Origin of the sequence: Vibrio sp. ER1A, assembly GCF_000733315.1 — a bacterium.
Classification (GTDB): domain Bacteria; phylum Pseudomonadota; class Gammaproteobacteria; order Enterobacterales; family Vibrionaceae; genus Vibrio; species Vibrio mediterranei.
Map to the genome: position 1 here is coordinate 732,545 of NZ_JPJA01000086.1, position 16,860 is coordinate 749,404.

Below are 16,860 nucleotides of genomic sequence, written 5' to 3' on the forward strand. Positions count from 1 at the left end.
CGATTTCGGCAACAAAGCCTCGTTGATATGCAAGGTGTGGACGAAAAAGACTACATCTACGATCTACACCAGTGCGAAGAGATGTCTGGACAAGTACAGAAGCAAAAATCATCAGGTGGAGCAATAAGCGGTGCAGCTAAAGGGGCTGCTTTAGGTTCAGCTGGCGTAGCAATCGCTGGTGGATCGGGTACTGAAGGCGCGAAAAAAGGTGCTGCAGTGGGAATGGCGGCTGGCGTTCTTGGCCGTAACCGCGCTAATCGTGAAAACTCAGAACAATATAACCAAGACAAGCAGACAGTAGTTAAAAACTGCATGACTAACCGTGGTTATGTGGTACTGAACTAATAATTGCTAAGTTCCTACCCAACAATTATAGTTTCCTTACATTAGCTAAATGGTATCAAGTTGCCGATGAACGATCTCAATGCGCTACGCGTATTCCTAACCTTGATGCAAACGCAATCTACGTTAAAAACAGCCAAAGCATTAGGTCGTTCTCAGTCCTACGTCTCTAAAACGCTGGCTCAATTAAGGATCGACTTAGCGGACCCGCTGTTTGTACGCAGTGCAGAAGGCTTATCTCCGACTAGTTATGCTCAAAACATTGAGCCTAAACTAAGAAGTGCCCTCGCAGATATTACCGATGCTTTAAAACCAGATACCTTCAATCCGAAGTCTGTGGATAAAATCACTTTACACATCATCGAGCCTTACTTAATCGGTTGTGGCAAAGAAATTATCGATGCCATTCGCTCGCATACATCAACGCCAATTGAAATCAGGCAATGGAACAAAAGCTCAGAATCGTTGCTTCTGACGGAAGAAGTCGATCTTGCAGTCCATGCTTTGACTGACAAACCGCAATCTATTTATCAGAAATATATTCATACTGGTACTGGTGTGTTATATGGCAATACGGACGGAGAATACGTTAAGTATATGGTTGCCGATCTAAATGAACATATTGATTGGTACAAGCTACTTGATAGTGACGCTCAAGCAACCATTTTCGTCGATAATCATGCCTTGATGACACAGTTAATGGAACAATGTTACACATTGCGGTATATCACGTCCGAAACACCAGAAAAAGCTCCCTTACATTTAGACATGGCTATCTTAACCAAGGCGTCGCGTAAAAATGAAGAAAAGGTAAAATGGCTAATAGAAATCGTTGAGCCGATTCTGCGACGTTATACCCCACTCTCTTACAGCAGCACACCCAACTGATACTTGGACATAGTTCACATATTTTGGTTATCTTCGTCAGTTATTTCTTATAAATGAACAAAACACTCTTTTTTAATATGAAACCAGTTTTATTTCTTTGAAAAAAAAGCGGACCTCACCTATTTTTAGCAGTGATGTAATACATCGTACAGTTAACGATAAAAAGGACGTCATTATGAGAAAAACAGTGGTAGCAGCATCAATTATAGGAGCGATGACAGCTTTGCCAGTTATCGCCGACGAAGGGCTTTATCTGGGTGGCCGTTTAGGGGGGTCTCAACTCTCTGATGCGTGTAACATCTCAGGAGCACCTTGTACAGACAGTGGTTTCAGTGCGGGCTTCTTTGCCGGTTACGATTGGAATGACTATATCGCGCTCGAATTTGCTTATGATTGGTTAGGTAGTTATGAAACGTCATTTATTGACGGCACTGGGTATAAACAAGATGCCAATATGAGTGCTCTCACACTTGCGCCTAAATTCTCTTATCCTTTCACTGACGATTGGTCAGTGTTCGGTAAGGTTGGTGCGGCATACACAACTTACGGCGATAGAACGTCGACAGCATTAATGGGTGGCGTTGGTGTTGAATACGATTTCGCAACCGCCTGGTCTGGACGCTTGGAGTATCAACGAATTAACGACGCTAAAGACGATTGGTTTAATACAGATGTCGATACATTCTGGCTAGGCGTTTCATACTCGTTTGGTAATGCAGCAGCTGCAGCGGCGGCTACTGCGGCGGCAGCTACTGCAGCTCAAGCACCTGCAGAAGAACCACCTGTAGTAGAAGCGGTAGTGATGACTAAGACATTTGAGCAAGTGTCTGGTCAAGAGAACTTTGCATTTAACAGTACTGAGCTTGATGAGAGTAAGAAGTCTGACTTTGATCCACTTATCGCTCTAATGCAAGATCACCCAGAGTCAACGGTAACCATCACCGGTTATACTGATTCATCTGGTCCCGAAGAGGTCAATCAACGAATTTCTGAAGAGCGCGCTGAATCCATCGCCGCTTACTTGGAATTTCAAGGTATAGAACGTTCGAGAATGACGGTTAGTGGCATGGGCGAAGCTAACCCAATTGCCGACAACTCAACGAAGGAAGGTCGTGCGCAAAACCGTCGCGTTGAAATTACTGTTCCTGAGTTCGAATACACCACAGAAGAAATGGTAGAAAAAACTCAATAGTAATCTTTAAGAGCAAAAAGAAACCGAGCTTAGCTCGGTTTCTTTTTTTATGCTTTAAGTGCTTGTTCCAAGTCGGCCAGTATGTCATCTATATGCTCAATACCAACTGAAAGCCTAATCATCTCAGGACGCACTCCCGCTTCTAACTGTTCAGACTCACTCATTTGTCTATGAGTTGTAGAAGCAGGATGACACGCTAACGATTTCGCATCGCCAATGTTCACCAATCTCTTAAATATTTGTAACGCGTCATAAAAACGTACACTAGCTTCATAACCGTCTTTCAAGCCAAAAGAAAGAATTGCTGAGGGTTTCCCACTCATATATTTGCACGCCAGTTCATAGTGCGCCGAATCTTCTAAACCTGCATAAGACACCCAACTCACTTTCTCGTGTTGCTGTAAATATTGCGCCACTTTCAAGGCATTTTCAGTATGGCGCTCCATACGTAAAGGGAGAGTTTCTAAACCTTGTAACAACATAAATGCGTTCATCGGAGAGAGCGCTGACCCTGTATTGCGCAAAGGTACGGTTCTAGCTCGACCTATAAACGCTGCTGGACCAAATGCCTCGGTATAAACCACACCATGATAAGATGGCTCTGGTTGATTGAAAACTGGGAATCGCGCTTTATGCTGGTCCCAAGGAAACTTCCCAGAATCGATAATCACACCGCCGAGCGAAGTCCCATGTCCGCCAACATACTTTGTCAAAGAATGCACCACTATGTCCGCACCATACTCGATGGGTTTACAAAGTATCGGAGTCGCAACAGTATTGTCGACAATGACAGGAACGCCTTGTTGATGTGCCAACGAAGAAATACCTTCTAGATCGACGATATTTCCGGCTGGGTTACCAATCGATTCGCAGTAAACTGCTTTGGTATTTTCGTCAATTAACTCGGCAATCGATTCTGGCTTGTCATCTTTAGCAAACTTTACTTGAATCCCTTGCTTGGGCAACATATGAGCAAATAATGTGTATGTTCCGCCATAAAGTTGAGGCGTCGAGACAATGTTATCTCCCGCTTCAGCTAGAGTCAGAATGGCATAGTTAATCGCGGCACTACCAGCACTAACCACCAACCCAGCGATTCCCCCTTCTAAAGCAGCCATGCGCTGTTCGAGTACATCATTCGTTGGGTTCATAATGCGAGTATAAATATTACCTGGTACTTCTAAATTGAATAGATCCGCTCCGTGCTGTGCGCTATCAAATTCGTACGCTACCGTTTGGTAAATGGGCGTCGCGACTGATTTTGTCGTAGGGTCCGTTTCATATCCGTGATGAATTGATAGTGTTTCGTCTTTCATTGTCGTTCCTTTTACAAAGTCCTATCTTTCTGGACGTTTTTAAGCGTCAGCCTTCCAGTATTTCATTACTAAATCGAGAATTCTTTGAATCAGTCCAAAAAACCAACATGAGTTTTGCTTTTAAACCTGATGTTTTATCGGTTTTACCAATTAATGAAATAAGTAGAGCCAGTTATACGTGCTTCAACAATCCTAGTATTGTTGTAACATAAACCAAGAGAAGAGAAATCCATATGATCGACAAAGCACTGATCGTCGAAGGTGGCGCAATGCGAGGCATATTTGCGGCAGGTGTATTGGACGCATTTTTAGAGCAGTCCCACAACCCATACCACTTCGTTATCGGCGTTTCTGCTGGAGCATCGAACCTACTGGGATATTTAGGGAATGCTCCTGGTCGAAGCTATCAAGTCATTAAAGAGCTCGCGACTAGCAAGCAGTTTTACAACCCTAGACGATTTGTATCTGGGGGACATCTCGTGGATGTTAAATGGCTATACGAAGAATCCAATAGACAGTTTCCACTCGACCAAGACACGGTATTCAATTCAGTACCTTTTATTGCCGCAGCTACAAATGTTTCAACAGGTCTACCGGATTACTATGAAGTCACTCGCTCCAATATCGCTAAAGCATTAGAGGCAACCGCTTCATTACCTCTAGCCTATAAAGAAACGCCTTGCTTTGATGGTGGATGTTATACCGATGGTGGCGTAGCAGATTCTATTCCCGTACGTGAGGCTTATCGTCGAGGAGCCAGAGACATAACGGTTATCCTGTCTCATCCGTTAAGCTATGAAATGCCCAAACCTAAATCAGGTTGGCTGATGAAAAAGATGTTTGTCAAACACCCAAATGTAGGCCGAGCACTCACTAAACGCGCTCAAAACTACAATGAGTCTTTGGATTTTATCAAGAACCCGCCACTTGACTGCGTCATTCGTGTCATCTCTCCACCAGAGCATTTCCCGGTGCGACGTTTAACAATGAAAAAAGAGTTGCTGGATGTAGGTTACGATATGGGACGAGACGAAGGAAGAAAGCATGTTCACCACCTTAGAGGTGAACATGTCTATCAACAAGAAGAATGCCCTTTTTGCTAACAACCGGTGTTATAGGAAAAGACTTTAATCAAGCGATTATGCTAGCTCAAACGTAATTACGTACAATTCGTTCTCACTAGGATAGATGTCACGGATGACCTCTTTTAGCTGAGGCAAAGTCATGTTCTCTTGATGAGCGTGAGCCTCATTAATGTCGTCGTATTGGATCGCCTCAATAGAAACAATGTTTAAATTTCCAAACTTTCTACCAGTTTCAAACGTTGCAACAGGAATAACTCGTCCTAATTCAAAATCAATTTCTGTTTTGTCGCGAATCGTAATTGTTTTCTTACCTGACAAAATATCAGTTTCGAACCTTTCGAAAAACGTGATTTGGTCTAGCATACAATACCCTTAATTAACCAAACTTACTGTACTACCAACTCGCGATGCATGGACATCTAGACGAAGTGGCATTTGTTCTTTTAATTCGGAGACATGGGAAATAATCCCAATTGTTCGTCCGCTTTGTTGAAGTTCAACTAGAGTCTGAACTGCAAGGTCAAGTGACTCTGGATCTAAGCTACCGAATCCTTCATCGATAAACAGCGTATCCAATCGAATGCCGCCACTATAGGATTGAACAACATCTGACAAGCCTAGTGCCAAGGAAAGCGCTGCCATAAATGACTCACCACCCGAGAGCGTCGCCACATCACGCCATTTTCCTGTATATGCATCCTCTACTATCAAATCCAAGCCAGACCCTGCATTACCTTTACTTCGTGTTTCTTTTCGTTTTAGGTCATATCGACCTTTACTCATCAATCTCAATCGTTGTGATGCTTGGATGAGTACGTCGTCAAGCAATACACCTAATACAAAACGATGAAGACTAATTTTATTACCCGTCTTACCATTAGCCACGTCACTCAATGTCCCAACCACTTGATATTGCTTATCAAGCTCTGCATTTTGCGACATCAACGAGTTCACTCTAGCTAATACGTTATTTAGGCTATCCAATTTAGATTGCTGTTGTTGGTACTGACCTAACATATGTTGATACGATGCATCTGTTTCATTTTTGGCAACAAGCAGGTCCTGGACGTTCGGATGCTCAGCGCCTTTCAACTCTTCAGTTAATAGTTTCAACTGCTCACTAACTCTAACCTCATCTCGAACAAACGTCTCAAGTTCAAGCTCAAGTGCAGCGATACGTGGCTCGTCTACTATCGAGGACAAGAAGGCTTCCTCGTCAGAAAAATGACTACTCAACAGTAGTGTCTTCCACCTCTCTACTGAAGACGCATGTTCGTTTGATAAGTCATTCAATTGCTTAGTTAATGTGTCCAAATGAGACTGATATTTAACCAAGGTTTCTGCTGTCTGATTAGCATAGCGCTGTGCTGCTTCAAGCGCCTGAGAAAGCTGTGTTAGTTCATCAGAGATTGAAGCTTGACGCTGAAAGACTAATTGCGCATTAGCGTATCCAGTCTTGTTGTTCGATTCCAATTGTACAACCACTGCTCTCAGTTGCTCTTTTGAAATTGCCGCTTTATTGACTGAATTCGTTAACGTGTTTAATAACTCTTGCTTAGCTGATGTTTCGCTAACGTGTTTGTTAAGCTGCGATTCCATAGCGTTTAAATCAATCTTGTTGAGCTCACTGATTTTGTTTTCAAGCATCGTTATTTGATTTTGCGTTTCAATAGCAGATTGATCTAACTTCGCCTCATCCAACTCTAATGAATTTATAAGGTCGCTTCGCTGTAATACGGCACTGTCTAGAACACTATTTAGTCTTACTAGCTCTTGTTGCTGCTGGTTTAGCTCTGCATTTACGCTCGTTTCATTGGCTCTAAGGTCATTCAATTGTTGTAAGCTAACGGTTTCCTGTGATGGTGCAGCTAGTTTAGGGTGTTCAACACTACCACAAACTGGACACGCGGTACCTTCTTCAAGAGTCGCGGCCAGTATCGAGGCTTGACTAGAATGCCAAGCTATTTCACATTCTGTACGCTTGCGAGTGGCGGCTTGAGCCGAAGCTGACAAGTTTTCAACCGTAGATTGAGTGTCATTTCGCTGTTTCTGCAAGGCTACAATATTCGCGGCTAATGTTTTAAGTGTTTCAATACCTTGCCATTGTTTTCGCTGCTCATTGAGTGACATTGTCACTTCACTAAGTTTCTGCTTCTCTTTTCCAGCGTCACTTAACGATTTTTCAAGCGTTAGAGTTTGCGCCAGAAGTCGTTCGACTTCATCGGCTATTTGTTTATGCTGATCTACATATGTGTTGAATTGACTGTCAGCATGTTGAGCTTCTCGCCTTTTATCATCAAGTTGGTTCAGAGCTTTTTCTAACTGCTTTAAGGAATAGCTTTCTTCATTGAGCGCTTCACTTCTTTTATGAACCACTTTTTGTTGTTCCAAAGCAGTAATAGACGCATCTCTTTCCTTTTCCGCTTGTTGGATTTTTCCACGCCCAATATCAATACGTTCCGATAAAGTTGACATGTTTTGTGCAAGCTTTATGGTTTCATCAAAAGTAGGTTTGATCTTTATTGCCTGCTTGTGACTCGTCATAATTTGCTTGTTTAGTGCAATTTCTCCACGTTTGTCGTTTAGCGTTTTCGCCTCAGCCTCTAAGTTATTCTTAGCTTGGAATCTCTTTTCTAGTGACTGCGCTTGATCATATGTTTGCTGAGCTTGGTTTTTTCTCTTTTCAACGACCTGTAATTCTTGCTTTGCTCGCTCAACATTGGGAGATAACATGTCTAAAGAGTCATTGAGCTGCTGTAAAGATTCAAGAGAAGCTACATCTAATGCGCCTTTAATTTGGTTATCAAATTCCTCTTTCGCTTTGCGAATACCTGCTGCTTTATCAAAAAGAGTACGTTCTATCGCCGTATAGACTTGTGTTTGAAATAACTGACCAAAGATAGATTCCCTCTCTTTAGAACTTGCGGTTAGCAACTCTCTAAACTTTCCTTGAGGAATCACCATCACTTGTCGAAACTGCTTAACGTCAAGTCCTAGCAGTTCTTGTATCGCGACACCTACTTGTTTAGGTTTATTAGCAATAAGCGTGTTGTCGCTAAGCTTAAGTAATGTAGCACTATGGCTTCGTTTTGTTGTACCTTCTCCACGCTGTTTTGGAATTTCCTGATCGGGACTACGAGTAACCTCATACTTCTCACCCGACAGTTCAAACTCAAATACCAAGGTGGTCAGCGTTTTGCTATCGGCATAATCACAACGCATTTGATCGCCAGTACGCTCGCTTCCAGTGGTCTCGCCATAAAGCGCGTAGCAAATCGCATCCAGTATTGAGCTTTTTCCAGAGCCTGTGGGGCCATTGATAAGAAAAAGCGGACAATCACCTAGTTGAGAAAAATCAATAATCTCTTTACCAGAGAATGGACCAAACGCCTGCAAAGTCAGTTTTAAAGGTTTCACTATTGATTACTCCTCAGACTGCGTTTTCAACGACATCACAACTTCTGATAACATGTCCTTTTGATTGTCTGTCATTTCGTCACCTTGGACTTCCAGGAAAAAGTCCCTGAACATATCCACTTCAGAACGACCTAAACGGGCTTGTGATATTTCTTTATTCACACCGACCAACATTCCAGGCTTTTCTAAATGAAGTACGTTTGGGTAGACCTCTCTTAACTTCGCCATAGGATCGAGAATCGCGTGCTTATCCGTCAGTCTTACCAATAGATAATCATCAAAATTTGCATCACTTCGACCTAGTTCAAGTAAGTTCTCTAACTCTCCTTCAAGCACTCGCATATCGTGCGGAGCGTTTAAAGGCAAAGCTCTTGTGGTAATCTCGCCACTCTCATCGCAGATTTCCACCAACGTCACGCTTTTTCTATGATGCTGTTCTGAAAACGAATACTTCATGATCGAGCCTGAATAGCGAATGGTTTCTAGTCCTCGTTTTTGAGCTTGATGAAGATGGCCTAACGCGACGTAATCAAACGACTTAAAATGTTCATAGCTAACACGATCGGCTCCCCCTATTGATAATGTTCTCTCCGATTCACAAGTCTCAGCACCATCAATAAAACAATGGCTAATAACTATATTATGTACATCTTTATCTAAGACATTACCGATCTGAGAGGTAAGGTACGCATGAGCGTCGTCATGATTATTGATTTGGATATCATAATGGTGCCTCACCGTTTCAGGGTCGCTATAAGGCATACCATAGAAGTGAACAACTCTATCTTGATCGGAAACAATCTCGACAGGAGTACAGAGTTGCTCAAGTGAGCTAATAATGTGTAGGCCTGCTTTATCAAATTGCTTTGAACCGAATCCCAGCCTCTTTGCCCCGTCATGGTTACCGGAAATCATAATTACCGGCACGTTCAAATCTTGAACCATGTGATTCAAAAAACCATCGAGCACTTCAATAGCTGCGGTTGGTGGTACTGAACGATCATAGATATCACCAGCAATGACTATGGCGTCAATTTGGTTTTCAGTAACGTATCGAGTGATTTGGTTCAAGACTTGCTTTTGATCTTCAAGCAAAGAGACATTGTGAAACTGTCTCCCTAAATGCCAATCAGAGGTATGGATAAATTTCATGTGGTTCAATTTGTTATCGATGATTTCCTTTTAGCAAAGTATATCATCAGCGCTTCAAATTCCTGCGAAAAACTTCTCGCTGAAGCCACTTAGCCTTAATTGCCATATTCTTAGCTATAACTGCCAAAAAATGGGGGTTTTATGAATTTTGATATCAGTTTAGTTATAAATATCACTACTCCCCGACAAAAATAAAAACGGGTAAAAGGGTTTATGAGAGTCAACCACAGTTGATTTAACTGTAATTACTCGCGATGTTGGTCATGTGTGTTTCATTATGCCGTGGTCACGTTATCAGCTTTGCTTTTTGTAACTTAGCTGATATCACAATTGGTTGATTTTCTCTTATCGCGGCCTACTCATGGATGGCAGGCCGCACTTTTAATCCACTCAAAGATACGTCAGACAAACAATGTCTAGAACAATAATAAAGGAGACGAAAATGAAAGCTCCACAGCGAAAAGATAGAATTGAAGACCTTCTGCAAGGGGTCGCTAAAGAAGTACATGCCTACCTTCACGAATGCGGACGTTCAACTTCCGATGGTTGGGTTTCTTCCGTGACGATTCAGAAACAACTTGGTCTAAAGCATCATTGTAATCCCATTGGGTGTTCAAATGACACGCCCAAAAGCTGGGTCTTTAGCGTCATTATGAGAAAGCTGCAAGACCAAGGTAAAGTAGAGTATAAAAAAGTAGGGTCCCGCGTTACCTATCGAAGCCGTACCTGTGTGCATTGACAATCGACAACCGCTACCAATAAGAAAGGAGCCTTACGGCTCCTTTCTTATTGGTAGAATCAAACTAAAACAGGCTCCGCCCAGCTCACTGTGACTAACTTCCACATCTCCTCCATGGCGAAGCATAATGTGTTTCACAATGGCAAGACCTAGTCCATAGCCCCCAGATGCCCTATCCCTTGCTTTATCGACACGATAAAACGGTTCAAACAGCATACTCCAATGCTCTGGTTCAATCCCGATGCCATCATCATGAACTTCGATTGCTATATGGTCAGCATCTGGAACTACTTTTACAACAATCGTATCTTTTGCATAGCGTTTAGCATTACCAACAAGGTTTACTAATGCCCTGCATAACAGAAAACCATCAATCTGTGTTAGTAACTCGGTCTGATAGGTTTGCAGAAGAAACTTTTGACCAATGTGATGTTCCCATTTGGTGTGATTCTCTTTGAGCCATTCTACTAGGTTTACACTCTCTAAATTAATAGCAGCATCAGGTCGTTCCACTCGGGCATAATAGAGCAACTCATCAACTAACTTTTCCATGTCTTCAGTATCTTCAATAATACTGGTTAGCTGCTTTTTAGCTTCTGGGTCTTGTATCTGTTCAAGCAGGATCTCGCTTTGCCATTGAATCCTAAATATTGGAGTTCGCAGTTCATGAGCAACGGCATTAGTTAATGCTTTATTACTGATCATAAGGTCAGCAATCTTGGTCGCCATTCTATTAAAAGTACGATTAAGCTTGCCTAACCTCACCCAATGGCGCTCTGAGGCTCTCGCTGCAAAATTACCACTGGCAAATTCCATCGCTGTTTTCTCCAAAACCCTTAAACGACGGCTCAAGAACCAAATGAGGACAAAGCTGAATGCAACAAAGCTTGCTAAGAAAAACAGCCACACTACTTGATTCCCAAACTCAATAGCTTTAATCAGCTCAGAGTCTGGGTCATCAGAGAGCTCAAAGTAATTAGGGTTGTTGTCAAACTTCAACCATAAATGACTGTCATCATTTAACAAAAAATGCGTATCTTGGTTTTCTTTGAAATATTCACTGATGGGCTCTGGAAGCTTATCTTGCGGATATTGCTCTAACAAACGGTGTGTTTTATTTGCGAAAAGCTCCATTAGTTCAATGGCTTGCTCATCACTTTCATTGGTTGACACATGATTCATGATGTCACGAAACGCTTCCACACGAAGGTTAGCGTCGACTAAATCAGGATCCGTCTTACCGTAAATTAAGTATTCATAACCATAGATACTGGCTGCGAACAGTAAGATCAATCCTACTAGAGACTCTACAAATATACGCCACACAATAAGCTACCTTAGTGTTTCCAACCATCGGCAACAAATAGATAGCCTTTTCCACGCACAGTGATGATACCTTTAGGATTTGTCGCATCATCAGAAAGCTTTTTACGTAGCGTCACTATACGGTTGTCGATAGTACGATCAATACCATCATAGTCTATACCGCGTAATTGGCGAGTAAGGTAGTCTCTTGAGAGAACCTCCCCAGCCGATTTTCCAAGTAACCACAATAGGTCAAACTCACTGTCAGTCAGAGCTACATCAACATTGTCATACTTACAGCTTCTGCTTTTTTGGCAAATAACTAAGCTGCCAAAGGACATAGAATTTCCGTCTACTTGTACGTGGTCGTCCGCTGGGCGTCGTAATAAATTACGGACACGAGCTAGCAATACACGCGGTTTAATCGGTTTAGATACGAAGTCATCAGCCCCTGTTTCTAACGCAGCAACGTGATCAAAATCGTCATCACTGGCCGTGAGCATTAATATTTTTCCCTGATAACTGTCTCGAACCTCTCTACATATAGACAAGCCGTCTTGGCCTGGAAGCATGAGGTCTAAGATTGTAATGTCAGGATTGAACTCGGTAATTAGCTCAGCTGCTTCATTGCCTTCGAAAACTGTCTTTACCTCAAAACCTTGAGCTTTAAAGTAATCGCCTAACATCACGTTGAGCTTCGTGTCATCTTCTACAATTAACAATTTTTGATTTACCATGATTGAGTCCAACTCTTATCTATATTGATCGCAACAATACATAAATTTACATAATACTACAATCAGACCTGTTTACAGGTGCGTCAGATTATTCTTAGCACGCGTGTTGGTGCATATAACTACATTTATACAAATTAACTCTATAATACAATAACTTATCCCATCACTCTAATCAGTATTAATTGAACGCCGTACAAAATACAGCGCTAGTCTCTTTTTTAGATCCTACTGTATGGATTTGTCAGAATCCAGAAGACAGAACATTACATTTTATAAAAAAGCCCCTCTAGATAGAGGGGCTTTAGATTTGAATTTAGCTTTTTTTTAGATTATTCGTCGTCTTCTAGAGGTACTAACTTAGTACTTCCACCACGTATTTTTTCACGTCGATGCTGAATCATGGCGTAGAAACCCGGGATTAAGAACGTACCGGCTAGTAACACACATAACAAGCCACCAACTAATGAAATACCTAACGAGTTTTGACTTACGTGACCTGCACCAGATGCAAAAATCAAAGGGAATATACCTAAGATAAACGACCAAGACGTCATGTTCACTGCTCGGAATCTCAACATACCGCCTCTAACCGCTGCATCATCGATAGCCACATCTTTATCTTCACGTTCTAATTTGGCGAATTCTACAATCAATATCGCGTTCTTCGCCGCCAACGCTATGAGCAAGACGAGACCTATTTGCGCATAGAGGTTAAGTGGCGTACCTGTGAGATTAAGAGCTATAAACGACCCCAATGTCGCGACCGGAACAACGAGTATGATGGCTAAAGGAATTGTCCAACTCTCGTATTGAGCAACCATGAACAGATAAATAAATATTAGCGCAAGTGCAAACGCGTAAATCGCTTGGTTACCCGCTAGTACTTCTTGATATGCCATCCCTGTCCATTCATACTGGTAACCCATTGGGAGTACCTCAGCAGCTACCCTTTCCATCGCAGCAATCGCGTCACCACTAGAATAACCAGGAGCTGGTTGTCCTTGAATAACAGCACTTCGGTACATGTTGTATCGCCACGCCACGTCCGGTTCAAACACTTGTTCGTAAGAAACCAATGTGCTTAATGGAATCATCTCACCGTTGGAAGAACGCACGTGGAACAATTGTAAATCTTCCATTCCACTTCGATACTGGGCGTCAGCTTGTACCGTAACACGGAAGTTCTTACCAAACATCGTAAAGTCATTGACGTACAATGAACCTAAGTTACCCTGTAGCGTTTGAAATATCGATGAAAGAGGGATACCTAACTGTTGAGCTTTCTCTCGGTCGATGTCGACATAGTAGTGTGGGACATTCGCTCGGAAAGTACTAAACGTGTAGGCTATTTCTGGTTGTTGATTAGCCGTCTGAATCACATCTTGCATTACCAGAGCTAGGTCAGTCCGGCTTCGTCCTAAGGTATCTTCTAGAACAAACTCAAAACCCGAAGCTGCGCCCATACCCGGAACCGCTGGTGGTCCCATCGCAAACACAACAGCTCCTGGAATCTGCTGAGCCGCCATTCCATTAACTCGTGCTGCAATCGCGTTTGCAGAATGATCACCTTCAAATCCGTTTCGCTCGCTCCAGTCTTTCAATTTGATAAACAGTGAAGCACCATTGGAAGCCGCAGCTCCGGTCATAAACGCATATCCGTTAGCAACCGTGATTCCGTCGATTCCCGGTTCCTGCTCCACTAGATTCACCAATTTTTCAGTGGTTTCAGTAGTACGAGATAACGAGGCAGAATCAGGAAGTTGGACGTTTACCAGTAGAATGCCTTTATCTTCTTGAGGAACAAACGCTGTTGACGTATTTTTCGAAAGGAAAGTTACTGCCCCTACCGCGATAATAAAGAATGTCATTAGCAGCAAGGCTTTTTTAACCAAAAACCCTGCAACTTGCCCATATCGCATCGTGATGCGTTCTAACAGTCCGTTAAACGTTTGGAACCAACGAGCTGTGTTTCCTCCGCCCTGTTTCAATACTAATGAACAGAGTGCTGGTGATAGTGTTAACGCATTGATCGACGAGATGATTACCGAGATACAGATAGTCAACGCAAACTGGCGGTACATGATCCCTGTAATCCCCGGAAGCAACGTCACAGGAATGAATACAGCTAATAGAACCAGCGTCGAGGTAATAATCGGCCCCGTCACCTCTTTCATCGCCATCAAGGTTGCTTTTCTTGGCGAGATATGAGGATTGCGCTTCATGATGGTATCCACATTCTCGATAACCAAGATGGCGTCATCCACCACGATACCAATTGCAAGAATGATCCCGAATAAGGTTACTGTATTGATCGTAAAGCCCGTCATGTTCATCACGGCAAACGTACCAATTAAAGATACCGGGATAGCAACAACCGGAATTAATGTTGCTCGCGCACTACCTAAAAACAGATAAGTTACTGCGATTACTAGTAAAATAGCTTCCACCAGTGTTTTAACTACGCCCTTGATCGATTCTGCAACGAACACCGTCGTGTCATAACTGGTTTCATATGCCATTCCCTCAGGGAAATTGGCACTTAGACGCTCCAGCAAATCCATCACTGCCTGTCCACTTTCTAATGCATTAGCATCAGATTGTAGGTTTAGCGCAACGATTGATGCGTCCTCCCCACGGAATTGACCACTACCGTCATAGAACTTCTTACCCAATTCAACACGAGCAACATCTTTTAAGTAGACCGTTGAACCATCAGAGTTTGCTCGAAGAACGACGTTTTCAAACTCGCTGACTGACTCAAGACGACCTTTAGTTACTAGGTTAAACTGAACCTCTTGCGGATCAGCATAAGGCGCGGCACCGACCCTACCTGCAGCAACTTGAACATTCTGTTCCGCAAGCGCTGCATAGACATCGCTGGTAGTCATTTTCAGATTCGCTAGCTTATCGGGGTCTAACCACACGCGCATCGCGTATTCACCGCCCCCAATAACGTTGACTTCACTAATGCCTTTAACTCGAGCCAGCTGATCTTTAACGTTAAGATTAATGTAGTTAATCAGGAACTGGTCATCGTAACGACCATCTGGAGAATAGAAGTTGAGTACCATCAACAGATCAGGCGAGCGTTTTTTAACCGTCACGCCGACCATACGAACTTCTTGCGGAAGTTTTGATTCTATCTGCGATACTCGGTTTTGAACGTTAACCTGAGCCATGTCCGGATCAGTACCAATGTCAAAGGTAACGTTTAGGTTATATGAACCATCGTTAGCACTCTTTGAGGACATGTAAATCATGTTCTCTACACCATTCACCGACGTCTCTATCGGATCGGCGACAGCTTCTTCAACGACTTCCGCACTTGCACCGGTATAATAAGCGGTAACACTTACCGATGGCGGACTGATTTTAGGGTACTCAGCAACTGGCAGAACCATCAAAGAAATAGCACCGGCGAGCGTGAGTATTATCGAAATGACCAAAGCGAACTTTGGTCTTTGAATAAAGAAACGACTTAACATGTATTAGGCACCCTGTTCTTGTGACTTAGGCTCTTGAATACGTACAGGGATTCCATTTCTTACACGTTGTAGACCTTGAGTGATAACAACATCAGTAGTTTTAAGACCAGAGCGGATCACAACCCCCGTTTCCACCTGAGGTCCTAGTGCAACATTGCGGCGCTCTGCCACATTTCCTTCAGAAACGATCATGACAAAGTCACCTTCTAGGTCAGTTTGTACTGCTCGTCTTGGTACAGTAACCACGTTACTCGCCTCTTTTTCCATAAGCTCTACGCGAACATGTTGACCCGGTAGCAGTCTTTGACTTGGGTTTTCGACCACTGCACGCATCGCTAATGTGCCAGTATTAAGATTAATTCGGTTGCCTAAAAAGTCGATTTTCCCTTGTTGTTCATAGACGCGACCATCTTCTAGGATAACGTTGACTGCTACGCCATTAGATTCATCAGAACCATCACCTTCAATTTGGTCCATACCTAACGCAAGTCGTTCTCGCTCTGAAATACTGAATGAGGCATAAATAGGATCCATACTCACGAGAGTAGTAAGCACACCTGAAGACGGTGATAACAAGTCACCCGTACTTACTTTACTGTCAGAAATTCGACCTGTGAATGGTGCTCTGATCGTAGTATGCGATAGGTTTACTTCAGCAACTTTCTCTTGTGCAATTCCAGCTTCTAATTGCGCGCGAGCGCTCATTAGTGAAGCAGTTAATGCATCAAATTCGGCCTGAGAGATATTGTTTGATTTAACTAGGTTTTTACCACGCTCGAAGTCCAGTTCTGCTTTCTTTAACGAGGAGCGAGCTTCTGAAACCATAGCTTTTGCGCTCGCTACTTGAGCTTCAAACGTTGAAGGCTCAATGGTATAGAGCAACTGTCCTTTTTCTACAATTTGCCCTTCTTGGAAATGACGTTCCAGTAAGTAGCCTGAGACTTGAGCTGTAATAGCCGTGTCTTCTACCGCATCCATGCGTCCGATATAAATTTTACTTTGTTGATGAGGAACCACCTCCACCGCTTGGGTTTGTACTAGAGGTGCTGGCGCGTTTTGTTGGGTATTAGTTGTTTCACCGCACCCTGCTAAAAGAACAGCAGAGACTAGGCTAGCAACGAGTAGTTTTTTAGGCATTGAAACACCATTTTATCTTCTAATTGGAACAAGCTTTGGCAGACTAGCAAATTACAAGTCAGCTG

The 16,860-nt window shown here is 42.9% G+C and carries 12 protein-coding genes and 2 pseudogenes; 5 read left to right on the forward strand and 9 right to left on the reverse strand.

Going from position 1 to position 16,860, the window contains the following annotated elements; genetic code table 11:
- The 3 genes from HW45_RS10570 to HW45_RS10580 all read left to right on the forward strand — a co-directional run.
- The coding region (locus tag HW45_RS10570) for an RNA polymerase subunit sigma (RefSeq protein ID WP_081875798.1) at positions 1–345 on the forward strand (345 nt) is incomplete at its 5' end.
- A 66-nt stretch (positions 346–411) separates the two neighbouring features.
- A complete protein-coding gene (locus HW45_RS10575) occupies positions 412–1,230 on the forward strand; it encodes a LysR family transcriptional regulator (RefSeq protein WP_038226931.1) in 819 nt (272 codons plus the stop codon).
- Positions 1,231–1,405: 175 nt separating this feature from the next.
- Entirely contained in the window at positions 1,406–2,422 is a 1,017-nt protein-coding gene (locus HW45_RS10580) for an OmpA family protein (RefSeq protein ID WP_038226933.1), read from the forward strand.
- A 47-nt stretch (positions 2,423–2,469) separates the two neighbouring features.
- On the opposite strand, the gene HW45_RS10585 is transcribed toward HW45_RS10580, so the two are convergent.
- A complete protein-coding gene (locus tag HW45_RS10585) occupies positions 2,470–3,738 on the reverse strand; it encodes an O-acetylhomoserine aminocarboxypropyltransferase/cysteine synthase family protein (protein ID WP_038226934.1) in 1,269 nt (422 codons plus the stop codon).
- A gap of 233 nt (positions 3,739–3,971) precedes the next feature.
- Between HW45_RS10585 and HW45_RS10590 the strand changes: the two genes are divergently transcribed.
- The gene (locus tag HW45_RS10590) at positions 3,972–4,841 is read left to right on the forward strand and encodes a patatin-like phospholipase family protein (protein WP_038226936.1); all 870 of its coding nucleotides are present in this window, start codon (positions 3,972–3,974) and stop codon (positions 4,839–4,841) included.
- Between the two features lie 36 nt (positions 4,842–4,877).
- Here the strand turns inward: HW45_RS10590 and yqfB are convergent, their stop codons facing one another.
- From yqfB to HW45_RS10605, 4 genes and pseudogenes are all read right to left on the reverse strand, one after another.
- The gene (yqfB, locus tag HW45_RS10595; RefSeq protein ID WP_038226938.1) at positions 4,878–5,186 is read right to left on the reverse strand and encodes a N(4)-acetylcytidine aminohydrolase; all 309 of its coding nucleotides are present in this window, start codon (positions 5,184–5,186) and stop codon (positions 4,878–4,880) included.
- 9 nt (positions 5,187–5,195) lie between these two features.
- A pseudogene (locus tag HW45_RS30335) lies at positions 5,196–5,822 on the reverse strand (SbcC/MukB-like Walker B domain-containing protein); the annotation flags it as partial.
- Between the two features lie 1,695 nt (positions 5,823–7,517).
- Positions 7,518–8,240, reverse strand: a pseudogene (locus tag HW45_RS30340) (AAA family ATPase); the annotation flags it as partial.
- Positions 8,241–8,246: 6 nt separating this feature from the next.
- A complete protein-coding gene (locus tag HW45_RS10605) occupies positions 8,247–9,392 on the reverse strand; it encodes an exonuclease SbcCD subunit D (protein WP_038226942.1) in 1,146 nt (381 codons plus the stop codon).
- A 442-nt stretch (positions 9,393–9,834) separates the two neighbouring features.
- Between HW45_RS10605 and HW45_RS10610 the strand changes: the two genes are divergently transcribed.
- Positions 9,835–10,131: a hypothetical protein gene (locus tag HW45_RS10610; RefSeq protein ID WP_038226944.1), complete on the forward strand. Its 297-nt coding sequence runs from the start codon at positions 9,835–9,837 to the stop codon at positions 10,129–10,131.
- A 33-nt stretch (positions 10,132–10,164) separates the two neighbouring features.
- Here HW45_RS10610 and HW45_RS10615 read toward each other — a convergent pair whose 3' ends face one another.
- The 4 genes from HW45_RS10615 to HW45_RS10630 all read right to left on the reverse strand — a co-directional run bounded on the left by HW45_RS10615 (position 10,165) and on the right by HW45_RS10630 (position 16,795).
- Positions 10,165–11,457, reverse strand: coding sequence for an ATP-binding protein (locus HW45_RS10615; RefSeq protein WP_038226945.1), 1,293 nt, complete (start codon positions 11,455–11,457; stop codon positions 10,165–10,167).
- An 11-nt stretch (positions 11,458–11,468) separates the two neighbouring features.
- A complete protein-coding gene (locus tag HW45_RS10620; protein WP_038227740.1) occupies positions 11,469–12,176 on the reverse strand; it encodes a response regulator transcription factor in 708 nt (235 codons plus the stop codon).
- Positions 12,177–12,502: 326 nt separating this feature from the next.
- Entirely contained in the window at positions 12,503–15,658 is a 3,156-nt protein-coding gene (locus tag HW45_RS10625) for an efflux RND transporter permease subunit (RefSeq protein WP_038226946.1), read from the reverse strand.
- Between the two features lie 3 nt (positions 15,659–15,661).
- Positions 15,662–16,795 (reverse strand): efflux RND transporter periplasmic adaptor subunit, encoded by a 1,134-nt coding sequence (locus tag HW45_RS10630; protein WP_038226947.1) that lies wholly within the window; start codon positions 16,793–16,795, stop codon positions 15,662–15,664.
- Positions 16,796–16,860 lie beyond the last annotated feature (65 nt).

Bases quoted from the DNA above. Each gene is read 5' to 3' on its own strand.
- HW45_RS10585 (WP_038226934.1), bottom strand. From the start codon at position 3,738: ATGAAAGACGAAACACTATCAATTCATCACGGATATGAAACGGACCCT.
- HW45_RS10575 (WP_038226931.1), top strand. From the start codon at position 412: ATGAACGATCTCAATGCGCTACGCGTATTCCTAACCTTGATGCAAACG.
- HW45_RS10590 (WP_038226936.1), top strand. From the start codon at position 3,972: ATGATCGACAAAGCACTGATCGTCGAAGGTGGCGCAATGCGAGGCATA.
- HW45_RS10580 (WP_038226933.1), top strand. From the start codon at position 1,406: ATGAGAAAAACAGTGGTAGCAGCATCAATTATAGGAGCGATGACAGCT.
- HW45_RS10630 (WP_038226947.1), bottom strand. From the start codon at position 16,795: ATGCCTAAAAAACTACTCGTTGCTAGCCTAGTCTCTGCTGTTCTTTTA.
- HW45_RS10625 (WP_038226946.1), bottom strand. From the start codon at position 15,658: ATGTTAAGTCGTTTCTTTATTCAAAGACCAAAGTTCGCTTTGGTCATT.
- HW45_RS10610 (WP_038226944.1), top strand. From the start codon at position 9,835: ATGAAAGCTCCACAGCGAAAAGATAGAATTGAAGACCTTCTGCAAGGG.
- yqfB (WP_038226938.1), bottom strand. From the start codon at position 5,186: ATGCTAGACCAAATCACGTTTTTCGAAAGGTTCGAAACTGATATTTTG.
- HW45_RS10605 (WP_038226942.1), bottom strand. From the start codon at position 9,392: ATGAAATTTATCCATACCTCTGATTGGCATTTAGGGAGACAGTTTCAC.